Annotated in this window: 14 protein-coding genes; 4 read left to right on the top strand and 10 right to left on the bottom strand. The window is 74.1% G+C overall.

The window, feature by feature from the left end:
• Positions 1–20 precede the first annotated feature (20 nt).
• Genes AB0R04_RS08065 through AB0R04_RS08050 form a run of 4 tightly spaced genes read right to left on the bottom strand, consistent with a single transcriptional unit; the run spans position 21 to position 5,256 of the window.
• Positions 21–1,106: an NlpC/P60 family protein gene (locus AB0R04_RS08065; protein WP_363369188.1), complete on the bottom strand. Its 1,086-nt coding sequence runs from the start codon at positions 1,104–1,106 to the stop codon at positions 21–23.
• 59 nt (positions 1,107–1,165) lie between these two features.
• On the bottom strand, positions 1,166–1,648 hold the full coding sequence (locus AB0R04_RS08060) for a poly-gamma-glutamate biosynthesis protein PgsC/CapC (protein ID WP_063349074.1): 483 nt from the start codon (positions 1,646–1,648) through the stop codon (positions 1,166–1,168).
• Complete coding sequence (gene pgsB / locus AB0R04_RS08055) at positions 1,645–2,994, bottom strand: poly-gamma-glutamate synthase PgsB (protein ID WP_363369187.1); 1,350 nt, start codon at positions 2,992–2,994, stop codon at positions 1,645–1,647. Before pgsB ends, AB0R04_RS08060 begins: the two co-directional genes overlap by 4 nt.
• 21 nt (positions 2,995–3,015) lie before the next feature.
• Complete coding sequence (locus AB0R04_RS08050; RefSeq protein WP_363369186.1) at positions 3,016–5,256, bottom strand: HAMP domain-containing protein; 2,241 nt, start codon at positions 5,254–5,256, stop codon at positions 3,016–3,018.
• A 246-nt stretch (positions 5,257–5,502) separates the two neighbouring features.
• Between AB0R04_RS08050 and AB0R04_RS08045 the strand changes: the two genes are divergently transcribed.
• The gene (locus AB0R04_RS08045) at positions 5,503–6,480 is read left to right on the top strand and encodes a hypothetical protein (protein ID WP_363369185.1); all 978 of its coding nucleotides are present in this window, start codon (positions 5,503–5,505) and stop codon (positions 6,478–6,480) included.
• A gap of 10 nt (positions 6,481–6,490) precedes the next feature.
• Here the strand turns inward: AB0R04_RS08045 and AB0R04_RS08040 are convergent, their stop codons facing one another.
• A complete protein-coding gene (locus AB0R04_RS08040) occupies positions 6,491–6,928 on the bottom strand; it encodes a gamma-glutamylcyclotransferase (protein WP_063349076.1) in 438 nt (145 codons plus the stop codon).
• A 99-nt stretch (positions 6,929–7,027) separates the two neighbouring features.
• On the opposite strand from AB0R04_RS08040, the gene AB0R04_RS08035 reads away from it, so the two are divergent.
• Entirely contained in the window at positions 7,028–8,476 is a 1,449-nt protein-coding gene (locus AB0R04_RS08035; RefSeq protein ID WP_063349077.1) for an NAD(P)H-quinone dehydrogenase, read from the top strand.
• A 200-nt stretch (positions 8,477–8,676) separates the two neighbouring features.
• Positions 8,677–9,669: a DeoR/GlpR family DNA-binding transcription regulator gene (locus tag AB0R04_RS08030; RefSeq protein ID WP_363369183.1), complete on the top strand. Its 993-nt coding sequence runs from the start codon at positions 8,677–8,679 to the stop codon at positions 9,667–9,669.
• A gap of 78 nt (positions 9,670–9,747) precedes the next feature.
• Here AB0R04_RS08030 and AB0R04_RS08025 read toward each other — a convergent pair whose 3' ends face one another.
• The 5 genes from AB0R04_RS08025 to AB0R04_RS08005 all read right to left on the bottom strand — a co-directional run bounded on the left by AB0R04_RS08025 (position 9,748) and on the right by AB0R04_RS08005 (position 14,607).
• Positions 9,748–11,523 (bottom strand): biotin carboxylase N-terminal domain-containing protein, encoded by a 1,776-nt coding sequence (locus tag AB0R04_RS08025; protein WP_363369182.1) that lies wholly within the window; start codon positions 11,521–11,523, stop codon positions 9,748–9,750.
• Between the two features lie 288 nt (positions 11,524–11,811).
• Positions 11,812–12,411 (bottom strand): nucleoside triphosphate pyrophosphatase, encoded by a 600-nt coding sequence (locus AB0R04_RS08020; protein WP_363369180.1) that lies wholly within the window; start codon positions 12,409–12,411, stop codon positions 11,812–11,814.
• A 97-nt stretch (positions 12,412–12,508) separates the two neighbouring features.
• On the bottom strand, positions 12,509–12,634 hold the full coding sequence (locus AB0R04_RS08015; RefSeq protein WP_279634918.1) for a hypothetical protein: 126 nt from the start codon (positions 12,632–12,634) through the stop codon (positions 12,509–12,511).
• Between the two features lie 137 nt (positions 12,635–12,771).
• Complete coding sequence (locus tag AB0R04_RS08010) at positions 12,772–12,993, bottom strand: acyl-CoA carboxylase epsilon subunit (protein ID WP_363369179.1); 222 nt, start codon at positions 12,991–12,993, stop codon at positions 12,772–12,774.
• A 24-nt stretch (positions 12,994–13,017) separates the two neighbouring features.
• The gene (locus AB0R04_RS08005; RefSeq protein ID WP_363369177.1) at positions 13,018–14,607 is read right to left on the bottom strand and encodes an acyl-CoA carboxylase subunit beta; all 1,590 of its coding nucleotides are present in this window, start codon (positions 14,605–14,607) and stop codon (positions 13,018–13,020) included.
• A 241-nt stretch (positions 14,608–14,848) separates the two neighbouring features.
• Between AB0R04_RS08005 and AB0R04_RS08000 the strand changes: the two genes are divergently transcribed.
• Positions 14,849–15,742 (top strand): biotin--[acetyl-CoA-carboxylase] ligase, encoded by an 894-nt coding sequence (locus tag AB0R04_RS08000; RefSeq protein WP_063351348.1) that lies wholly within the window; start codon positions 14,849–14,851, stop codon positions 15,740–15,742.
• Positions 15,743–15,831 lie beyond the last annotated feature (89 nt).

Here is a 15,831-nt window from a genome sequence, read left to right as displayed (position 1 = left end):
GCCGGGAGCCGGGCCCGGGTTCAGAGCCGCTTCGCGCTGCGCAGCCCCTTCGCGTACAGGCCGTTGTCGTCCAGCCGCGCGGTGCCGCCCTTGTCGCCGAAGGTCGGGCCGTCCGCCTCCTCCCGGCTGGAGATGTACCGGGGGTGGCCGTCGGTGTCCAGGCCCAGATAGATGCCGGTGTGGTCGAGCCGGGCGCCGGTGCGGGCGTCGATCTCGAAGAACACCAGGTCGCCGGGCTGGAGCGGGTCGATCGAGGCCGGCCGCAGGGTGGTGTCCGAGCCCGGCGCGGTGGTCAGCGGCAGCACCGGGACGCCCGGGCCGACCCGGGCCAGGCCGTTGGCGCTGCGCGGCAGGCCGGGGCCGGCCACGTCCTTGGAGAGCAGCGGGTAACCGGAGCGGTAGCCGTAGACCATCCGGACGTACCCGGAGCAGTCGAAGGCGCCGTACCGTGTCCTGTCCGGCTGCTTGGCCACCTTGTCGGCGAACGTGTACGGCACGCCGAGGTAGTCGAGGAAGTCGGTCTGCTCCAGCCGCAGGTCGTTGCCCACCGAACCGTTCGGGTTGAGCGGGCCGAAGGAGGCGTCGCCCTTGAACCGCACGCCCTTGGCGTCCTTCTCCGGCGCCGCGCCGGCCAGGTACTGGGTGGCCGCCGCCAGCACGTCGTCCGCGGTGGAGCCGAGCGACTGCTGGAACCAGGTGCGGAACCAGCCCTCCTGCTCGGCGCCCGGCCGCCAGGGCTGCGGCATCAGCCGGACCCAGGTGTCGGTCACCACGGTGGCCGTGGTGGTGACCGGCTCGGCGAAGGTGCGGCTCGGGCCGGCCAGGACGGCGGTGCGGGCGCTGTCGGTCAGGGTGGCGACCACGCCGCCGCGGGCGTCCCGGACCACCGTGCGGTCGGGGCCGCCCAGCCGCTCGTAGCGGTACTCGGCGGCGGTGCCCTGGGCGGGGCTCGGCACGGCGGCGCTGGTGATCAGCGGTGCGCCGCCGCCCGGGTCCGACGGCCGGTCGTGGTCGCGGTCGCGCAGCTGGACGGTGAGGTAGCCGCTGGTGGCCAGCAGGGCCACGGCGAGGCCGCCGCTGAGCAGGGACTTGCGGGTGACGGGCATCGGGGGTCTTCCTGGGGGTTCCTGCGGGGATTCCTGGCGGGGGTTCCTGAACGGGGGGATCAGGTGCCGGGCAGGGCGCCGAGCAGGACGCCGGCGGTGAGCACCACGTAGTTGGCGAGCGTCACCGTGCTGGTGGCCATCAGGGTGGCCGCCCGGGGCTGGCGGACCAGCTGGTAGGCGATCAGGCCGGGGACGATGAACCCGAGCGTCTGGTTGGCGTACAGGGTGGGCAGTTCGCGCTGGAGGACCAGCATCACGGTGGCCTGCAGCAGCACGCCGATCAGCACCACGGCGGCGAACAGCCGCTTGCCGTACAGGATCACCAGCTTCTGGACCACCCGGGTGGCGAGGTAGGTCAGCACCGTCACGCCGATCACGATGGCCACCCGCTGGAGGTCCTCGACCAGGGTGAGGGCCAGCCAGCCGGGGGTGATCATGCCGCCGGGGGAGAGGTTGGTGGTCAGGTAGCAGACGAGCGAGAAGACCAGGCCGAGCGCGATGCCGATGGCGGCGATCTCGGGGGTGAGCTCGGTGGGGATCACTGCTGGTCTCCGTGGTGGGGGGTGTGGTGGTGGGGCTCGAACCAGGAGTCGGGGAGCGGTTCGGGGTGGTGGACGGGCTGGTACGCGGAGTCGTACACCGGCTCGGGGTAGAGCGGCTCGGGCTCGTGGTACGGGAGTTCGGGGGCGTCGGGCGCGTCCGGGGCCTCGTCGGGGGCGAGCCGGGCCAGCTCCTCCAGGAACAGTTCGCCCTGGCCGTGGATGTTGCCGACGGCCACCAGCGAGGAGTCCGGCCCGAGTTCGGCCAGCAGGTCGGCGGTGAGCCGGGCCGGGTCGCGCTTGTCGCCGCCGAGGTCGACCACCCGGCCGGACCACCCGGCGGGGATGCCGTCCCGGGCGCTCCTGGTGGGGTGGCCGATCAGGAACACGGCGTCCGGGTCGAGCTCGGGCACGATCTGGCCCATCTGGCCGTTGCGTTCCACCCGGTCCGGGCGGCAGTTGATCACCACGTTGAGCGGGCGGTGGATCGCGCCCAGGCCCTCCAGCTGGCGGACGTTCATCAGCGTGGACTCGGGGTCGTTGGCGGCGAAGACGTTGGCGAAGCGCAGCCGCTTGCCGTCCTCGGTGCGGTAGCGCTCGACGGACAGCACGCCCGGGTCCGGCGGGGCCGCCCACATGCCCTGCAGCGCGGTCCGCCGCTCCACGCCGAGGAGTTCGGCGACGGCCAGGGCGATCGCGACGTTCTCCTTGAAGGTGAACCAGCTGAACCCGCGCAGCTCCTCGTCGGTGACCGACTCCGGGTCCACCACGATCAGTTCGCAGTCGCGGCGGGCCGCCTCCGCGCGCAGGATGTGCGCGCGCTCCTGCTCGGCGGTGACGCACACCCCGCCGACCGGCATCGAGCGGGACAGCGAGCGGGCGACGTCGTCCAGGGTCGGGCCCATCTCGGCGAGGTGGTCCTCGCGGACGTTGCACAGCACGCCGATGGTGGAGCGGATCAGCTTGGTCTGGTTGACCTCCTGGAGCGCCGGCATGACGGCCATGCACTCGATCACCAGGGCGTCCGGCCGGTAGGTGGCGGCGCGGCGGACGATGCCGATCTGCTCGACCACGTTGGCGATGCCGAACTTGCGGTAGACCGGCTCCTCGGTGGCGTCCGGGTGGATGAACCGGGCGGCCGTGCCGGTGGTCTTGGCGACCGTCACCAGCCCGCCGCCGCGCAGCGCGCCCGCGCAGAGCCGGGTGATCGAGCTCTTGCCGCGGATGCCGTTGACCAGCACCCGGGTCGGGATCTGTTCCAGCGCGGCGAAGTGCCGGCGCTGCTCGACGATGCCGGCCACCAGCAGCACGGCGCAGCACACCAGCAGCACGACGTAGAGGAAGAGCACGGGAGGTCCTTCGGGCGGGGCTCAGCGGGCGTGCGCGGGCACGGGGACGGACTCGGGGGCGGCGGTGCGGCGGGGGCGGGCCGGTTCCTGGCGGACCAGCTCCTGGCGGATCAGCTCCAGGCTCCGGGCGACGGCGCCGACCTCGTCGTGGTGGACGGGGTAGAGCACCGTCCGGCGGTCCCCGGCGGCCAGCGCCTCGGCGCTCGCCGCGAGCCGGCGCAGCGGCAGGCCGACCGCGATGAACAGCCAGCCGAGGCAGAGCGCGGCCGCGGCCAGGCCGAGCATGCCGGCCAGCACGGCCCGCCGGTCGGCCCGGTTCTCGTCCAGGTGCAGCCAGGCCACCGGGTGGGCGGTGACCACCGACCAGCCCAGCTTGGCCACGCTGCCGTTGCCGCCGAGCGGGGCGGCGGCGAACAGCGCCGGGTCGCCGCCGCCGCGCAGCACCTCGGCGGCGGCCGACTTCCTCGCCTGGGCCAGCAGGGCCCTGGCGCGGCCCTCGGGCAGCTCGCCGAAGGAGCTGTAGCCCTCGTTGGCGGCGAGCACCCGCTGCCGGTCGTCGACCAGCCAGACCCGGCCGAGGCCGGGGCGGACCAGCAGCCCGCTGAGGAAGTCCGTCTTGAACTCGCCGATCAGCACGGGCCCGGGCGGCTCGGCGGCGCCCTCCGCCTCCGCGTCGGCGGGGGCGGCGGTGAGGGCCGCGCGGGCGGCGATCCGGGGCTCCCGGCCGGAGCTGTTGAGCAGCAGCACGCCGCTCGCGCCGAGGGCCTGCGGGCCGGTGCGGTGCGGGGTGTCGCCGGCGTGCGCGAGGACCTCGCCGTTCGCGCCGAGGACGTACAGGGCGCGGTAGCGGTCGTGCTCGGCGAGGGTGGCGCGCAGCAGGGCGTCGGCCTTGCCGACGGAGGCGCCGGCGAGTTCGGGGGCGAGCGAACGCAGGTCCGCGTAGCCCTCGTTGAGCGCCTGGCGGATCCGGTCGGCGGCGGTGTCGGTGCGGTCGCGCTGGCCCGTCACCACCTGGGTGGGGACCCGTACGGTCGGGTCGTTGCCGCCCAGGAACAGCAGCGGGCCGGACCAGCCGAGCACCAGGACGGCGCACAGCGCCAGCGGCAGCGCGGTGCCGGGGCGGCGCTTCGGCGCGGCGGGGGCCGGCGGGCGGGCCGGGTCGAGGAGTTGCAGCCGCAGCTCCTCCAGGGCGCGGGCGATCCGGCCGGCCTCCCTCCGCTTCGGGCCGCGGACCGGCAGGTCGAGCCGTTCGCCGCGGGTGAGCCGGCGGGACTCCAGGAACAGCCGCAGCAGCGGCCGCTGGAGGCTGCGGCTCAGGTACCACGCGAGCAGCAGGGCCAGGGCGAGCAGCGCGCCGGCGGCGGCCAGGCCGAGCGCGGGGTGGCGCAGGCTGCCGGGCTTGCCGTCGACGGTGCTGGTGGAGACCACGGTCAGGCCGAGCGGGGCGGCCGGGTCGTGCCCGCCCGCGGCGCCGACGGCGGCGTAGCCGGCGACCCGGCGCACGCCCTTGGCGTCCGGGCTGCCGGCCAGGCTGCCGGCGGCCGTCCCGCCGGGGGCCGGGCGCTCGCGGGCGGCGCGCTCCCGGGCACCGGTGACCACGGCACGGTCGGCCTCGGCGCCGAGTTCGGCGCCGGTGCTGTCCAGGACGGCGCCGGCGGCGTCGAGGACCTGGATGGTCTGTTCCTTGCGGGTCGCGATGCCGGGCAGCCGCAGGTTGTCGGAGGCGACCAGCAGGGCGCGGCCGTCGGCCTTGGTGGCGACCAGGGCGAAGGTGAGCAGCCGGGTGCCGGCGGCGGAGGGCACCAGGACGGGCGCGGGCGCGGTGTCGGTGACCCGGCTGAGGTCGAGGCCGGCCAGCGGCACGGTCTCGCCGCGGGCGGCGAGCAGCCGGCCGGTGTCGGGGCGGACCACCGCCGTGCCGCGCCACTTGTGGTACGCCTGGCCGAGCGCGGACAGCACCGCGGCCGGCTCGGCGGGCGCGGCGTCGTAGCGGGCGGCGGCCCGGCGCAGGTCGGTGGCGCTCTCGTGCAGCCCGGCGCGCAGCGAGGCCGCGGTGTCCTCGGCGGCGTACTGGTGGGACTCCCGGACGGCCTGCGGGGTGTCGTCGACGCGCAGCCCGCCGACGGCGAGCGCGGTGATGGTGGCGACGGCGAGCAGCAGCACCAGCAGCAGCGCGATGGGCGGGCGGATGCCTCCCAGCAGCGGCATGTCGGCCCGGCGGCGATAGCGGTGCTGTCGCGGCGGGTTGGGTGCCGTGCTCACGGGGCCTCGTTCTTCTCGGGGCTCGGCGTACCTGTCCCCGGGAGGTCCGCCGGCCTTCTCGTCGGTCAAGCACTGATCAAGAGTTGGTCAAGCCGGAACAGCGTACGAAGGAGATTTCGAAAAGTTGTCACGTTTCAGTGTCGATCGGATGCCGCTTAGGGATCTCTTTCCGCGAACCGGGCGTGGTGCGCGGCCCCGGGCGGCCCCCGGTGGTCCGCGGCGGGCGGCACGGTAGGTTCGACGGCCATGGAGACTCGGGGTTCGCGACGCCCGTTGCTGCTGTCGGCGGCGGTGCTGCTGGTGCTGGCGGCGCTCGCGGCGGTGCTGACGCTGGCCGTGCGCGGCTCCGCCGAACGGCCGGCGGCGGGCGCTGCGGCGGGCCGGAGCGGACCGACCGGGCCCGCCCCGGTGGACCTGGCGGCCCTGGTCGACGGGTACACCGCCGGGTTCACCCCGGGCGGCCCGTACATCGCGCCGGACGCCGGGCAGCGCCGGGCGATCGCTGACGGCGTGCTCGGCGCGCTGGACGGGCAGGCCGAGCAGGCCGGGCGCTCGCTGGCGCGGGTCGGTTACCGGCTCACCGAGTTCACCGAGGCGGCGACCGGCCGCCGGGTGGCGGAGATCGCCGACGGCACGGACGCCGAGGGCCGTGGCTGGGGCCGGGTCTACCTGGACCTCTCGGCCCGGACGGGCTGGTCCGTGCAGGTGCCCCACCCGGTCTCGGACGCCCGTACCGAGGCGCTCGGGGTGGACCTCTTCCGGGCCGCGCCGGGCGGGGTGCTGGTGCTCGCCGGGGCGCACCGCCGGGCCGGGGCGGACGGCGCCTCGGACGTCGCGCACCGCGCCGACACGGTCTTCGCGGCGGTGGTCGAGGCGCTCACTGGGCGCGGCCTGCCCGGCATCCAGGTGCACGGCTTCGACGAGGGCAGCCTGCCCGGGCAGGACGCGGTGGTCTCCAGCGGCGCCGGCCAGCCGGGCCCGGTCGCCGAGCTGACCGCCACCGGGCTGGGGAGGGCCGGGTACGCGGCCTGCCGGGCCTGGCGGGAGAAGTGCGGGCAGCTCGGGGGCACCACCAACGTCGAGGGCCGGTTCGCGGCCGGGCTCGGCGTGCCGTGGCTGCACGTCGAGCTGGGCAACGGGCTGCGCACCGAGCCGGCCCGCCGCGCGGCGGTGGCCGGGGTGCTGGCGCAGACGGCCCGCGGCTGGGCCGCGGGCCAGGGCTAGCAGACCAGGGCTAGCAGGGGCGGCGGCGCAGGTCCATCACGTAGTCGTGCGGGGCGCCGGCGCTCTCCGCCGCGTCGGCGACCAGGCCGAGGTAGCGGGCCGCGGGCAGGCCGCCCTCGTAGTCGTTGAGCACGTACGTCCAGACCGGGGTGTCGCCGTCCAGGGTCTGCGCGCGCAGTTTGATCTTGCGGTAGATGCCGAGCTGGACGCCCTCCCAGCGGTCCAGGCCCTCCTCGTCCATCGGCGCGACGTCGTACAGCGAGACGAAGACCTGGTCCTTCCCGTCCTCGACGACGGTGGCCAACGAGCCCTCCCAGCCGAGCTGTTCACCGCCGAAGGTGAGCCGCCAGCCGTCCAGCCACCCGGTGCCGCGCAGTGGTGAGTGCGGGGCGCGGCGGGTCATCTGCCGTGCATCGAGGTTGGTGGCATACGCGGCGTAAAGGGGCATGGGGGGAAGACTAGCCCGGTGGACGGACGGCCCGGGGCGACTGGGCGATCGCACAGAAGCCCGGACCCCGGCGTGGCGGCGTTCCCGGCGTGCGGGACAATGGTGCACGTGACTCGGATCGTGATCATCGGTGGCGGACCCGGCGGCTACGAGGCTGCGCTGGTGGCCGCGCAGCTCGGCGCGGAGGTGACCGTCGTCGACCGCGACGGTCTGGGCGGATCGGCGGTGCTCACCGACTGCGTGCCGTCGAAGACCCTGATCGCGACCGCGGAGGTGATGACCACCTTCGACAGCTCGTACGAGGAGCTGGGCATCACCGTCGCGCAGGACGAGGCCGCGGACGCGGCCAAGGTCATCGGCGTGGACCTGGGCAAGGTCAACCGCCGTGTGAAGCGGCTGGCGATCGCGCAGTCCCACGACATCACCCAGTCGGTCACCCGGGCCGGGGTCACCGTGCTGCGCGGCCGCGGCCGGCTCGGCGGCGGCGGGCAGGCGGTGGACGGCTCCCGCGAGGTGCTGGTGGACGCGCCGGACGGCACCGTCCAGTCGCTGCGCGCCGACGCGGTGCTGATCGCCACCGGCGCCCACCCCCGCGAGCTGCCGGACGCCCAGCCGGACGGCGAGCGGATCCTCACCTGGACCCAGGTGTACGACCTGGAGGAGCTGCCCCGCGAGCTGATCGTGGTCGGCTCCGGCGTGACCGGCGCCGAGTTCGCGGGTGCCTACCAGGCGCTCGGCTCCAAGGTCACCCTGGTCTCCAGCCGTGACCGGGTGCTGCCGGGCGAGGACCCGGACGCCGCCGAGGTGCTGGAGGACGTCTTCCGCCGCCGCGGCATGAACGTGATGGGCCGCTCGCGCGCCGAGAGCGTCAAGCGGATCGGCGACCGGGTCGAGGTGGCCCTCGCCGACGGCAAGGTGATCGAGGGCACGCACTGCCTGATGGCGGTCGGCTCGATCCCCAACACCGCGCAGATGGGCCTGGAGGAGGCCGGGGTCAAGCTCAACGACTGGGGCCAGATCCAGGTCGACCGGGTCTCCCGCACCAGCGCCCCGGGCGTCTACGCGGCCGGCGACTGCACCGGCGTCTTCATGCTCGCCTCGGTGGCGGCCATGCAGGGCCGGATCGCGATGTACCACGCGCTCGGCGACGCGGTGCAGCCGCTGAACCTGAAGACCGTCGCCTCCAACGTCTTCACCGACCCGGAGATCGCCACCGTCGGCTACACCGCGGCCGATGTGGAGTGCGGCAAGATGGACGCGGTCGTGGTCAAGCTGCCGCTGCGCGGCAACCCGCGGGCGAAGATGCAGGGCATCCGGGACGGCTTCGTGAAGCTGTTCTGCCGCCCGGGCACCGGCATCGTGGTGGGCGGCGTGGTCGTCGCCCCGCGGGCCAGCGAGCTCATCCACCCGATCGCGCTCGCGGTGGACGCCAATCTGACCGTCGAACAGGTGGCCAGCGCCTTCACCGTCTACCCGTCGGTCTCCGGCTCGACCGCCGAGGCCGCCCGGCAGCTGCACATCCGCAAGCGGGTCGAGAGCGAATCCTGAACCTCCGGCGCACAGTTGAGGGCGGCTGCCGATCGGCGGCCGCCTTTTGCGCAGGAGTGATCGTCACCCGGACGGCGGGCGCAGTCCCGGGCTGCTGACGGCGCGTATTGTACGGTCACGCGCCGCTCTTGCGTGAGCAATTCCAGCTACTAGCTGCAAACGCCTGAAAGCAGACGGTCACGCAGGTTACCGTCGGTTCTGTGTTTGCAGCAGAACGTCGCCAGTTGATCCTCGAAATGGTGCGCGCCAACGGAGCGGTCTCGCTCCGGGAGTTGGCCCGCGTCGTCCAGACCTCCGAAGTGACCGTGCGCCGCGACGTACGGGCACTGGAGGCAGAAGGGCTCCTCGACCGCCGGCACGGCGGCGCGGTGCTCCCCGGCGGCTTCAGCCGCGAACCCGGCTACCCGCAGAAGACCCACCTCTCCGCGGCGGAGAAGAGCGCCATCGCCGACCTCGCCGCCGGCCTGGTGGAGGAGGGGGACGCGGTGGTGGTCGGCGCCGGCACCACCACCCAGGAGCTGGCCCGCAGGCTGGCCAGGGTGCCCGGCCTCACCGTGGTCACCAACTCGCTGCTGGTCGCCCAGGCGCTGGCGCACGCCAACCGGGTGGAGGTGGTGATGACCGGCGGCACCCTGCGGGGTTCCAACTACGCGCTGGTCGGCAGCGGTGCCGAGCAGTCCCTGCACGGGCTGAGGGTCTCCAAGGCCTTCATCTCCGGCAGCGGGCTGACCGCCGAGCGGGGCCTGTCCACCGCCAACATGCTGTCCGCGAGCGTGGACCGGGCGCTGGTGCAGTCGGCCAACGAGGTCATCGTCCTCGCCGACCACACCAAGCTCGGCGCGGACTCCATGTTCCAGACCGTGCCCACCGAGAACATCACCCGGCTGGTCACGGACGAGCAGGCGACCGCCGACGACGGCACCGCCCGGCAACTCGACGCGATCGCCGACTGCGGGGTGCAGATCGACCTGGCGCCGCTCGGCGCCGCCCCCACCGGGGACGCCCCGGTGCACGGCACCGGCAGCGGGCCCGTCCATCAGACCCAGCCCGGCCCGCTGGGGCGCCGCCCCGCCCCGCCCCCCGGCGGCGCCCCGCTGCCCGGCCAGCGCCGGCCGGGCGCGCACGGCGGTCCGGGCGGTCCGGGCGGCCTGCCGGCCAGGCTGGCCGAGCTGGGCCTCCCGCGCGGGCGCTGAGGGCCCGTACCGCCGCGCGAACGCGGCCGGCCCGCACCCCCGAGGGGGTACGGGCCGGCCGGTGCTCCAGGGAGCGCGTCAGTCCTTGATCTCGCACAGCGCGGCGCCGCTGCTGACGCTCGCGCCCACCTCGGCCTTGAGGCCGACGACGGTGCCCGCCTTGTGCGCGTTCAGCGGCTGCTCCATCTTCATCGCCTCCAGGACCACGATCAGCTCGCCCTCGGCGACGACCTGGCCCTCCTCGACGGCGACCTTGACGATGGTGCCCTGCATCGGCGAGGCCAGGGTGTCACCGCTGACGGCCGAACCGGCCTTCTTGGCGCCCACCCGGCGCTTGGCCTTCGCGGCACCCGCCGCACCGGCCGCCGGGGCCGCCGAGACGCCCAGCGAGGACGGCAGCGAGACCTCGATCCGCTTGCCGCCGACCTCGACCACGACGGTCTCGCGGCCCTCGGCCTCTTCGCCGTCGCCGGCCGCGCCCGCGAACGGCGGGATGGTGTTGTCGAACTCGGTCTCGATCCACCGGGTGTAGATCGTGAACGGGCCCTCGCCGCCGTGCACCTCGGGCGCGAACGCCGGGTCGGTGACGACCGCCTGGTGGAACGGGATGGCGGTGGCCATGCCCTCCACCTTGAACTCGTTCAGCGCGCGGCGGGCCCGCTCCAGGGCCTGCTTGCGGTCCCGGCCGGAGACGATCAGCTTGGCCAGCAGGGAGTCCCAGGCCGGGCCGATGACCGAGCCGGTCTCCACGCCGGAGTCCAGCCGGACGCCCGGGCCGGACGGCGGCGCGAACAGCGTCACGGTGCCGGGCGCGGGCAGGAAGCCCCGGCCCGGGTCCTCGCCGTTGATGCGGAACTCGAACGAGTGGCCGCGCACCTCGGGGTCGCCGTAGCCCAGTTCCTCGCCGTCGGCGATCCGGAACATCTCGCGGACCAGGTCGAGTCCGGTGACCTCCTCGGTGACCGGGTGCTCGACCTGCAGCCGGGTGTTGACCTCCAGGAAGGAGATCGTGCCGTCCAGCGCCACCAGGAACTCGCAGGTCCCGGCGCCCTCGTAGCCGGCCTCCTTCAGGATGGCCTTGGACGCCCGGTACAGCTCGGCGTTCTGCTCGGCGGTCAGGAACGGCGCGGGCGCCTCCTCGACCAGCTTCTGGTGCCGGCGCTGCAGCGAGCAGTCACGGGTGGAGACGACCACCACGTTGCCGTGCTTGTCCGCGAGGCACTGGGTCTCCACGTGCCGCGGGTTGTCCAGGTAGCGCTCGACGAAACACTCGCCGCGGCCGAAGGCGGCGACGGCCTCGCGCACCGCGGACTCGTACAGCTCCGGGATCTCCTCCAGCGTGCGGGCGACCTTGAGGCCGCGGCCGCCGCCGCCGAAGGCCGCCTTGATGGCGACCGGAAGGCCGTGCTCCCGGGCGAACACGACCACCTCGTCGGCACCCGAGACCGGGTCCGGGGTGCCGGCGACCAGCGGCGCGCCGGCGCGCTGCGCCACGTGCCGGGCCGTGACCTTGTCACCGAGGTCGCGGATGGCCTGCGGGGGCGGGCCGATCCAGGTCAGGCCCGCGTCGAGGACGGCCTGGGCGAAGTCGGCGTTCTCCGACAGGAACCCGTAGCCGGGGTGGACGGCGTCGGCCCCGGAGTCCGCTGCGGCCTTCAGGACCTTGGCGATGTCCAGGTAACTGGTGCCGGGGGTGTCTCCACCCAGCGCGTAAGCCTCGTCGGCCGCGCGGACGTGCAGCGCATCCCGGTCCGGCTCGGCGTAGACGGCGACGCTGGCGATACCGGCGTCCGAGCAGGCCCGGGCGACGCGGACGGCGATTTCCCCGCGGTTGGCGATGAGCACCTTGCGCACTGTGGCTCCCTTCTTGAACCTGGTCGAGTTTATGGATTCCTGGGCGGTACCGGCGAGTAGCCCCAGGTTGTGAACTATCCCACACGGACGGTGATGAATTTCCGGGGCCCGTCGACCGCCCGTCCGGTGACGCCGCAGGTCGCGGCCGGTGCGGTCGAACCGGCCGGATCCACAACGGGTGACCGGGCGTTGTCCGGTGCCCCGGTGGCATCGGACACACTCTCGCGCGGCCGGCTCAAACGACGGTGGAACGGGCGGCGGGCCGCCGCGGTCCTGCGGGCCCGGCCGTCAGGCCCAGAGGTCGACCAGCCGGACGTCCAGGTCGGCGAGCAGGGTGCGCAGCAGCGGCAGCGAGAGGCCGATGACGTTGCCCGGGTCGCCGTCGATGCCCTCGATGAACGGCGCCGAGCGCCCGTCCAGGGTGAACGCCCCGGCGACGTGCAGGGGCTCGCCGGAGGCCACGTAGGCGGCGATCTCGGCGTCGTCCGGGGTCCCGAAGCGGACGGTGGTGGACGCGGTCGCCGAGGACTGCCGGCCGGTCGCGGTGTCGATCACGCAGTGGCCGGTGCGCAGCACCCCGGCGCGGCCGCGCATCGACTGCCAGCGGGCGAGCGCCTCGGTGGCGTCGGCGGGCTTGCCGAGGGCCTGGCCGTCCAGCTCCAGGACGGAGTCGCAGCCGATCACCAGCTCGCCGCCGGTCAGTTCGGCGGCGACCGCCTTCGCCTTGGCCTCGGCCAGCACCAGGGCGAGTTCGGCCGGGGTGGCGGCGCTGATCGCGTCCTCGTCGACGCCGCTGACCACCACGCGCGGGTCGAGGCCCGCCTGGCGCAGCAGTCCGAGGCGGGCGGGGGAGGCGGAGGCGAGGACGAGGATGCGCTGGTCGGTCATGCCCCTCAGGGTAGGGGGTGCCGGTGTCCGCCGTTCGGGTGAACGACGGTCGCGTCGGTCGGGTGAGCGGCGGTCACCGCAGTCGGGTGGGCGGCGGTCACAGCAGGAGGAGGACGGCGGCCACCATCGCGAGGGCGGCGAGCACCCGGCCGGCCCGGTGCAGCCGCTCCATCATCCGGCGGGCCTCCGGGGAGGGCTCGTCGCGGGGGTCTGACCAGAGCACACGTCCAGGGTGCGCCGCGCCCGGCCCCGGGCGCCTGAGTATCCGTACTCAGCTTTCGGGCAATCCGGGCGGACGGGCCCGAACGGGTGCGGAGTGGGAAGTCGGACGGGCCGACTTCCCGCTCCGCACCGGGCGGATCAGCTCGCCCAGCCGGACGTCCGCCAGGCGTTGACGCCCGGGTGGACGGCCTGGCGGAACAGGCGGGAACGGTCGTTCCAGGGGGCGGCCGGGCCGGCACCGGCCCGGCGCGCCGACTCGGCGGCGGCCTGCGCGGCGGCGGCCCGGGCCTGGACCACCGCCAGGACGGCGGCGAGCTCCTCGGGGGTCGGCTGCCCGTGCAGCACGTGGATCGGGGCCATGGCTCATTCTCTCCCGACGGGGGCCTACAGGGGGATGTTGCCGTGCTTCTTCGGCGGCAGCACCTCGCGCTTGCCGCGCAGCGCCCGCAGACCCCGGACGATGTGCCGGCGGGTCTCGCTCGGCGGGATCACCGCGTCCACGTAGCCGCGCTCGGCCGCCAGGTACGGGTTCAGCAGGGTGTCCTCGTACGAGGCGATCAGCTCGGCCCGCTTCTGCTCGGCACCGCCCGTCGTCTCGGCCTCGGCGATCTCCCGCCGGTGCAGGATGTTGACCGCGCCCTGCGCGCCCATCACCGCGATCTGCGCGGTCGGCCAGGCCAGGTTGAGGTCGGCACCCAGGTGCTTGGAGCCCATGACGTCGTACGCGCCGCCGAAGGCCTTGCGGGTGATCACGGTGATCAGCGGGACGGTCGCCTCGGCGTAGGCGTAGATCAGCTTGGCGCCGCGGCGGATGATGCCGTCCCACTCCTGCTCGGTGCCGGGCAGGAAGCCGGGCACGTCGACGAAGGTCAGCACCGGGATGTTGAAGGAGTCGCAGGTCCGGATGAAGCGGGCGGCCTTCTCGCTGGCGTTGATGTCCAGGCAGCCGGCCAGGTCCATCGGCTGGTTGCCGACGATGCCGACGGACTGGCCCTCGACCCGGCCGAAGCCGGTGATGATGTTGCCCGCGTACAGCGGCTGGGTCTCCAGGAACTCGCCGTCGTCGACGATGTGCTCGATCACCTTGCGCATGTCGTACGGCTGGTTCGCCGAGTCCGGCACGATGGCGTCGAGTTCGAGGTCCTCGTCGGTGACGGTGAGGTCCGCCTGCTCGGGGTAGGACGGCGGGTCCGACAGGTTGTTGGAGGGCAGGTACGAGAGCAGGCTCTTGACGTACTCGACGGCCTCCTTCTCGTCGGTGGCCAGGTAGTGCGCGTTGCCGGACTTGCTGTTGTGGGTGCGGGCGCCGCCCAGCTCCTCCATGCCGACGTCCTCGCCGGTCACGGTCTTGATCACGTCCGGGCCGGTGATGAACATGTGCGAGGTCCGGTCGGCCATCACCACGAAGTCGGTGATCGCGGGGGAGTACACCGCGCCGCCCGCGCAGGGGCCCATGATCAGCGAGATCTGCGGGATCACGCCCGAGGCGTGCACGTTGCGGCGGAAGATCTCGCCGTACAGGCCGAGCGAGACCACGCCCTCCTGGATCCGGGCGCCGCCGGAGTCGTTGATGCCGATGACCGGGCAGCCGGTCTTCAGCGCGAAGTCCATCACCTTGACGATCTTCTCGCCGAACACCTCGCCCAGGGAGCCGCCGAACACGGTGAAGTCCTGGGCGAAGACGGCGACCTGGCGGCCGTCCACGGTGCCGTAGCCGGTCACCACGCCGTCGCCGTACGGGCGGTTCCGCTCCTGCCCGAAGTTCGTCGAGCGGTGCCGGGCGAACTCGTCGAACTCGACGAAGGAGCCCTCGTCCAGTAGCTCCGCGACCCGCTCGCGGGCCGTCAGCTTGCCCTTGGCGTGCTGCTTCTCCACGGCCGCGGCGGAGCCGGAGTGCACCGCCTCGTCGAGCCTGCGCCGCAGGTCGGCGAGCTTGCCGGCGGTGGTGTGGGGGTCGTACGGCGCCTCGGTCATCCGGTGGCTCTCCCTGATCCATGGGCCGCGACCTGTTCGAGTGCGAGCGGGCCGGAGTGGGGGCCCGCGCATGAGGGCAGGGCGGCGCTGCGAACTACCGTTGGGTAGCGTAGCCAGCGCACCGGCCCGGACGTCATGTCCTGGCGTTATGGCCATCGACACAGTGTGTCAACGCGCGTTCTGCGGGACGATGGGGCGGCCTACGCCCCATGCGACCGGACAGGACCTAGTGTTCTGGACCATGACCGCACCCGACTCCCCCCGCCGCAGTGGACTGCGCGGTTTCGGCCACGCCGGGCCGTCGCCGTGGACCGACCTGGACCGCCCGCCGCTGGACGAGGCCGCGCTGCGCCGCGACCTGCTGGTCCCGGACGGGCTCTGGACCTCGGTGGACGTCGTCGCCGAGACCGGCTCCACCAACAACGACCTCGCCGCCCGCGCCCGGGCCGGCGCCCCGCAGGGCGCGGTGCTGGTCGCCGAGGTGCAGAACGCCGGGCGCGGCCGGCTGGAACGCCAGTGGAGCGCCCCGGCCCGCTCCGGGCTGTTCCTGTCCGTCCTGCTGCGCCCCGAGGAGGTGCCGGTCGAACGCTACGGCTGGCTGCCGATCCTGGTCGGGGTGGCCACCGCCAGCACGCTGAGCCGGGTCGCCGGGGTCGAGGTCGGGCTGAAGTGGCCCAACGACCTCCAGGTGGAGATCGACGGTGCGGAGCGCAAGCTCGGCGGCATCCTCACCGAGCTGAGCGGCGGCGCCGTGGTCGCCGGGCTCGGCATCAACGTCTCGCTGCGCGAGCCCGAGCTGCCCGTCCCCACCGCCGCCTCGCTCGCGCTGGCCGGCGCCGAGGTCACCGACCGGTCCACCCTGCTGCGCGCCCTGCTGCGCGAGTTCGCCGGGCTGTACCGCACCTGGACGGCCGCCGCCGGCGACCCGCACACCAGCGAGCTGCTCCGCGCCTACGCGGACCGCTGCACCACGCTCGGCCGCCAGGTGAAGGTGCACCTGCCGGGCGACCGGGAGCTGGTCGGCGAGGCGGTGGCGATCGACGGCGACGGCCGCCTGGTGGTCCGCACCCCCGACGGCGCACGCCGGGCGGTCGGCGCGGGGGACGTCGTCCACGTGCGCCCCGAGCCCCGCTGAACGGCACTCTTCACCTCTCCTTGACCCGGGCTGATGCCCCGGATCACGCGATTCCGTGCGAACATTCCACCTGGCAGCGGTGTGAGGCG

The sequence above is a fragment of the Kitasatospora sp. NPDC056731 genome, from assembly GCF_040687675.1.
GTDB lineage: Bacteria > Actinomycetota > Actinomycetes > Streptomycetales > Streptomycetaceae > Kitasatospora.
The sequence above is the reverse complement of the archived record's forward strand: the minus strand, read 5'-3'. Positions and strand labels throughout refer to the sequence as shown.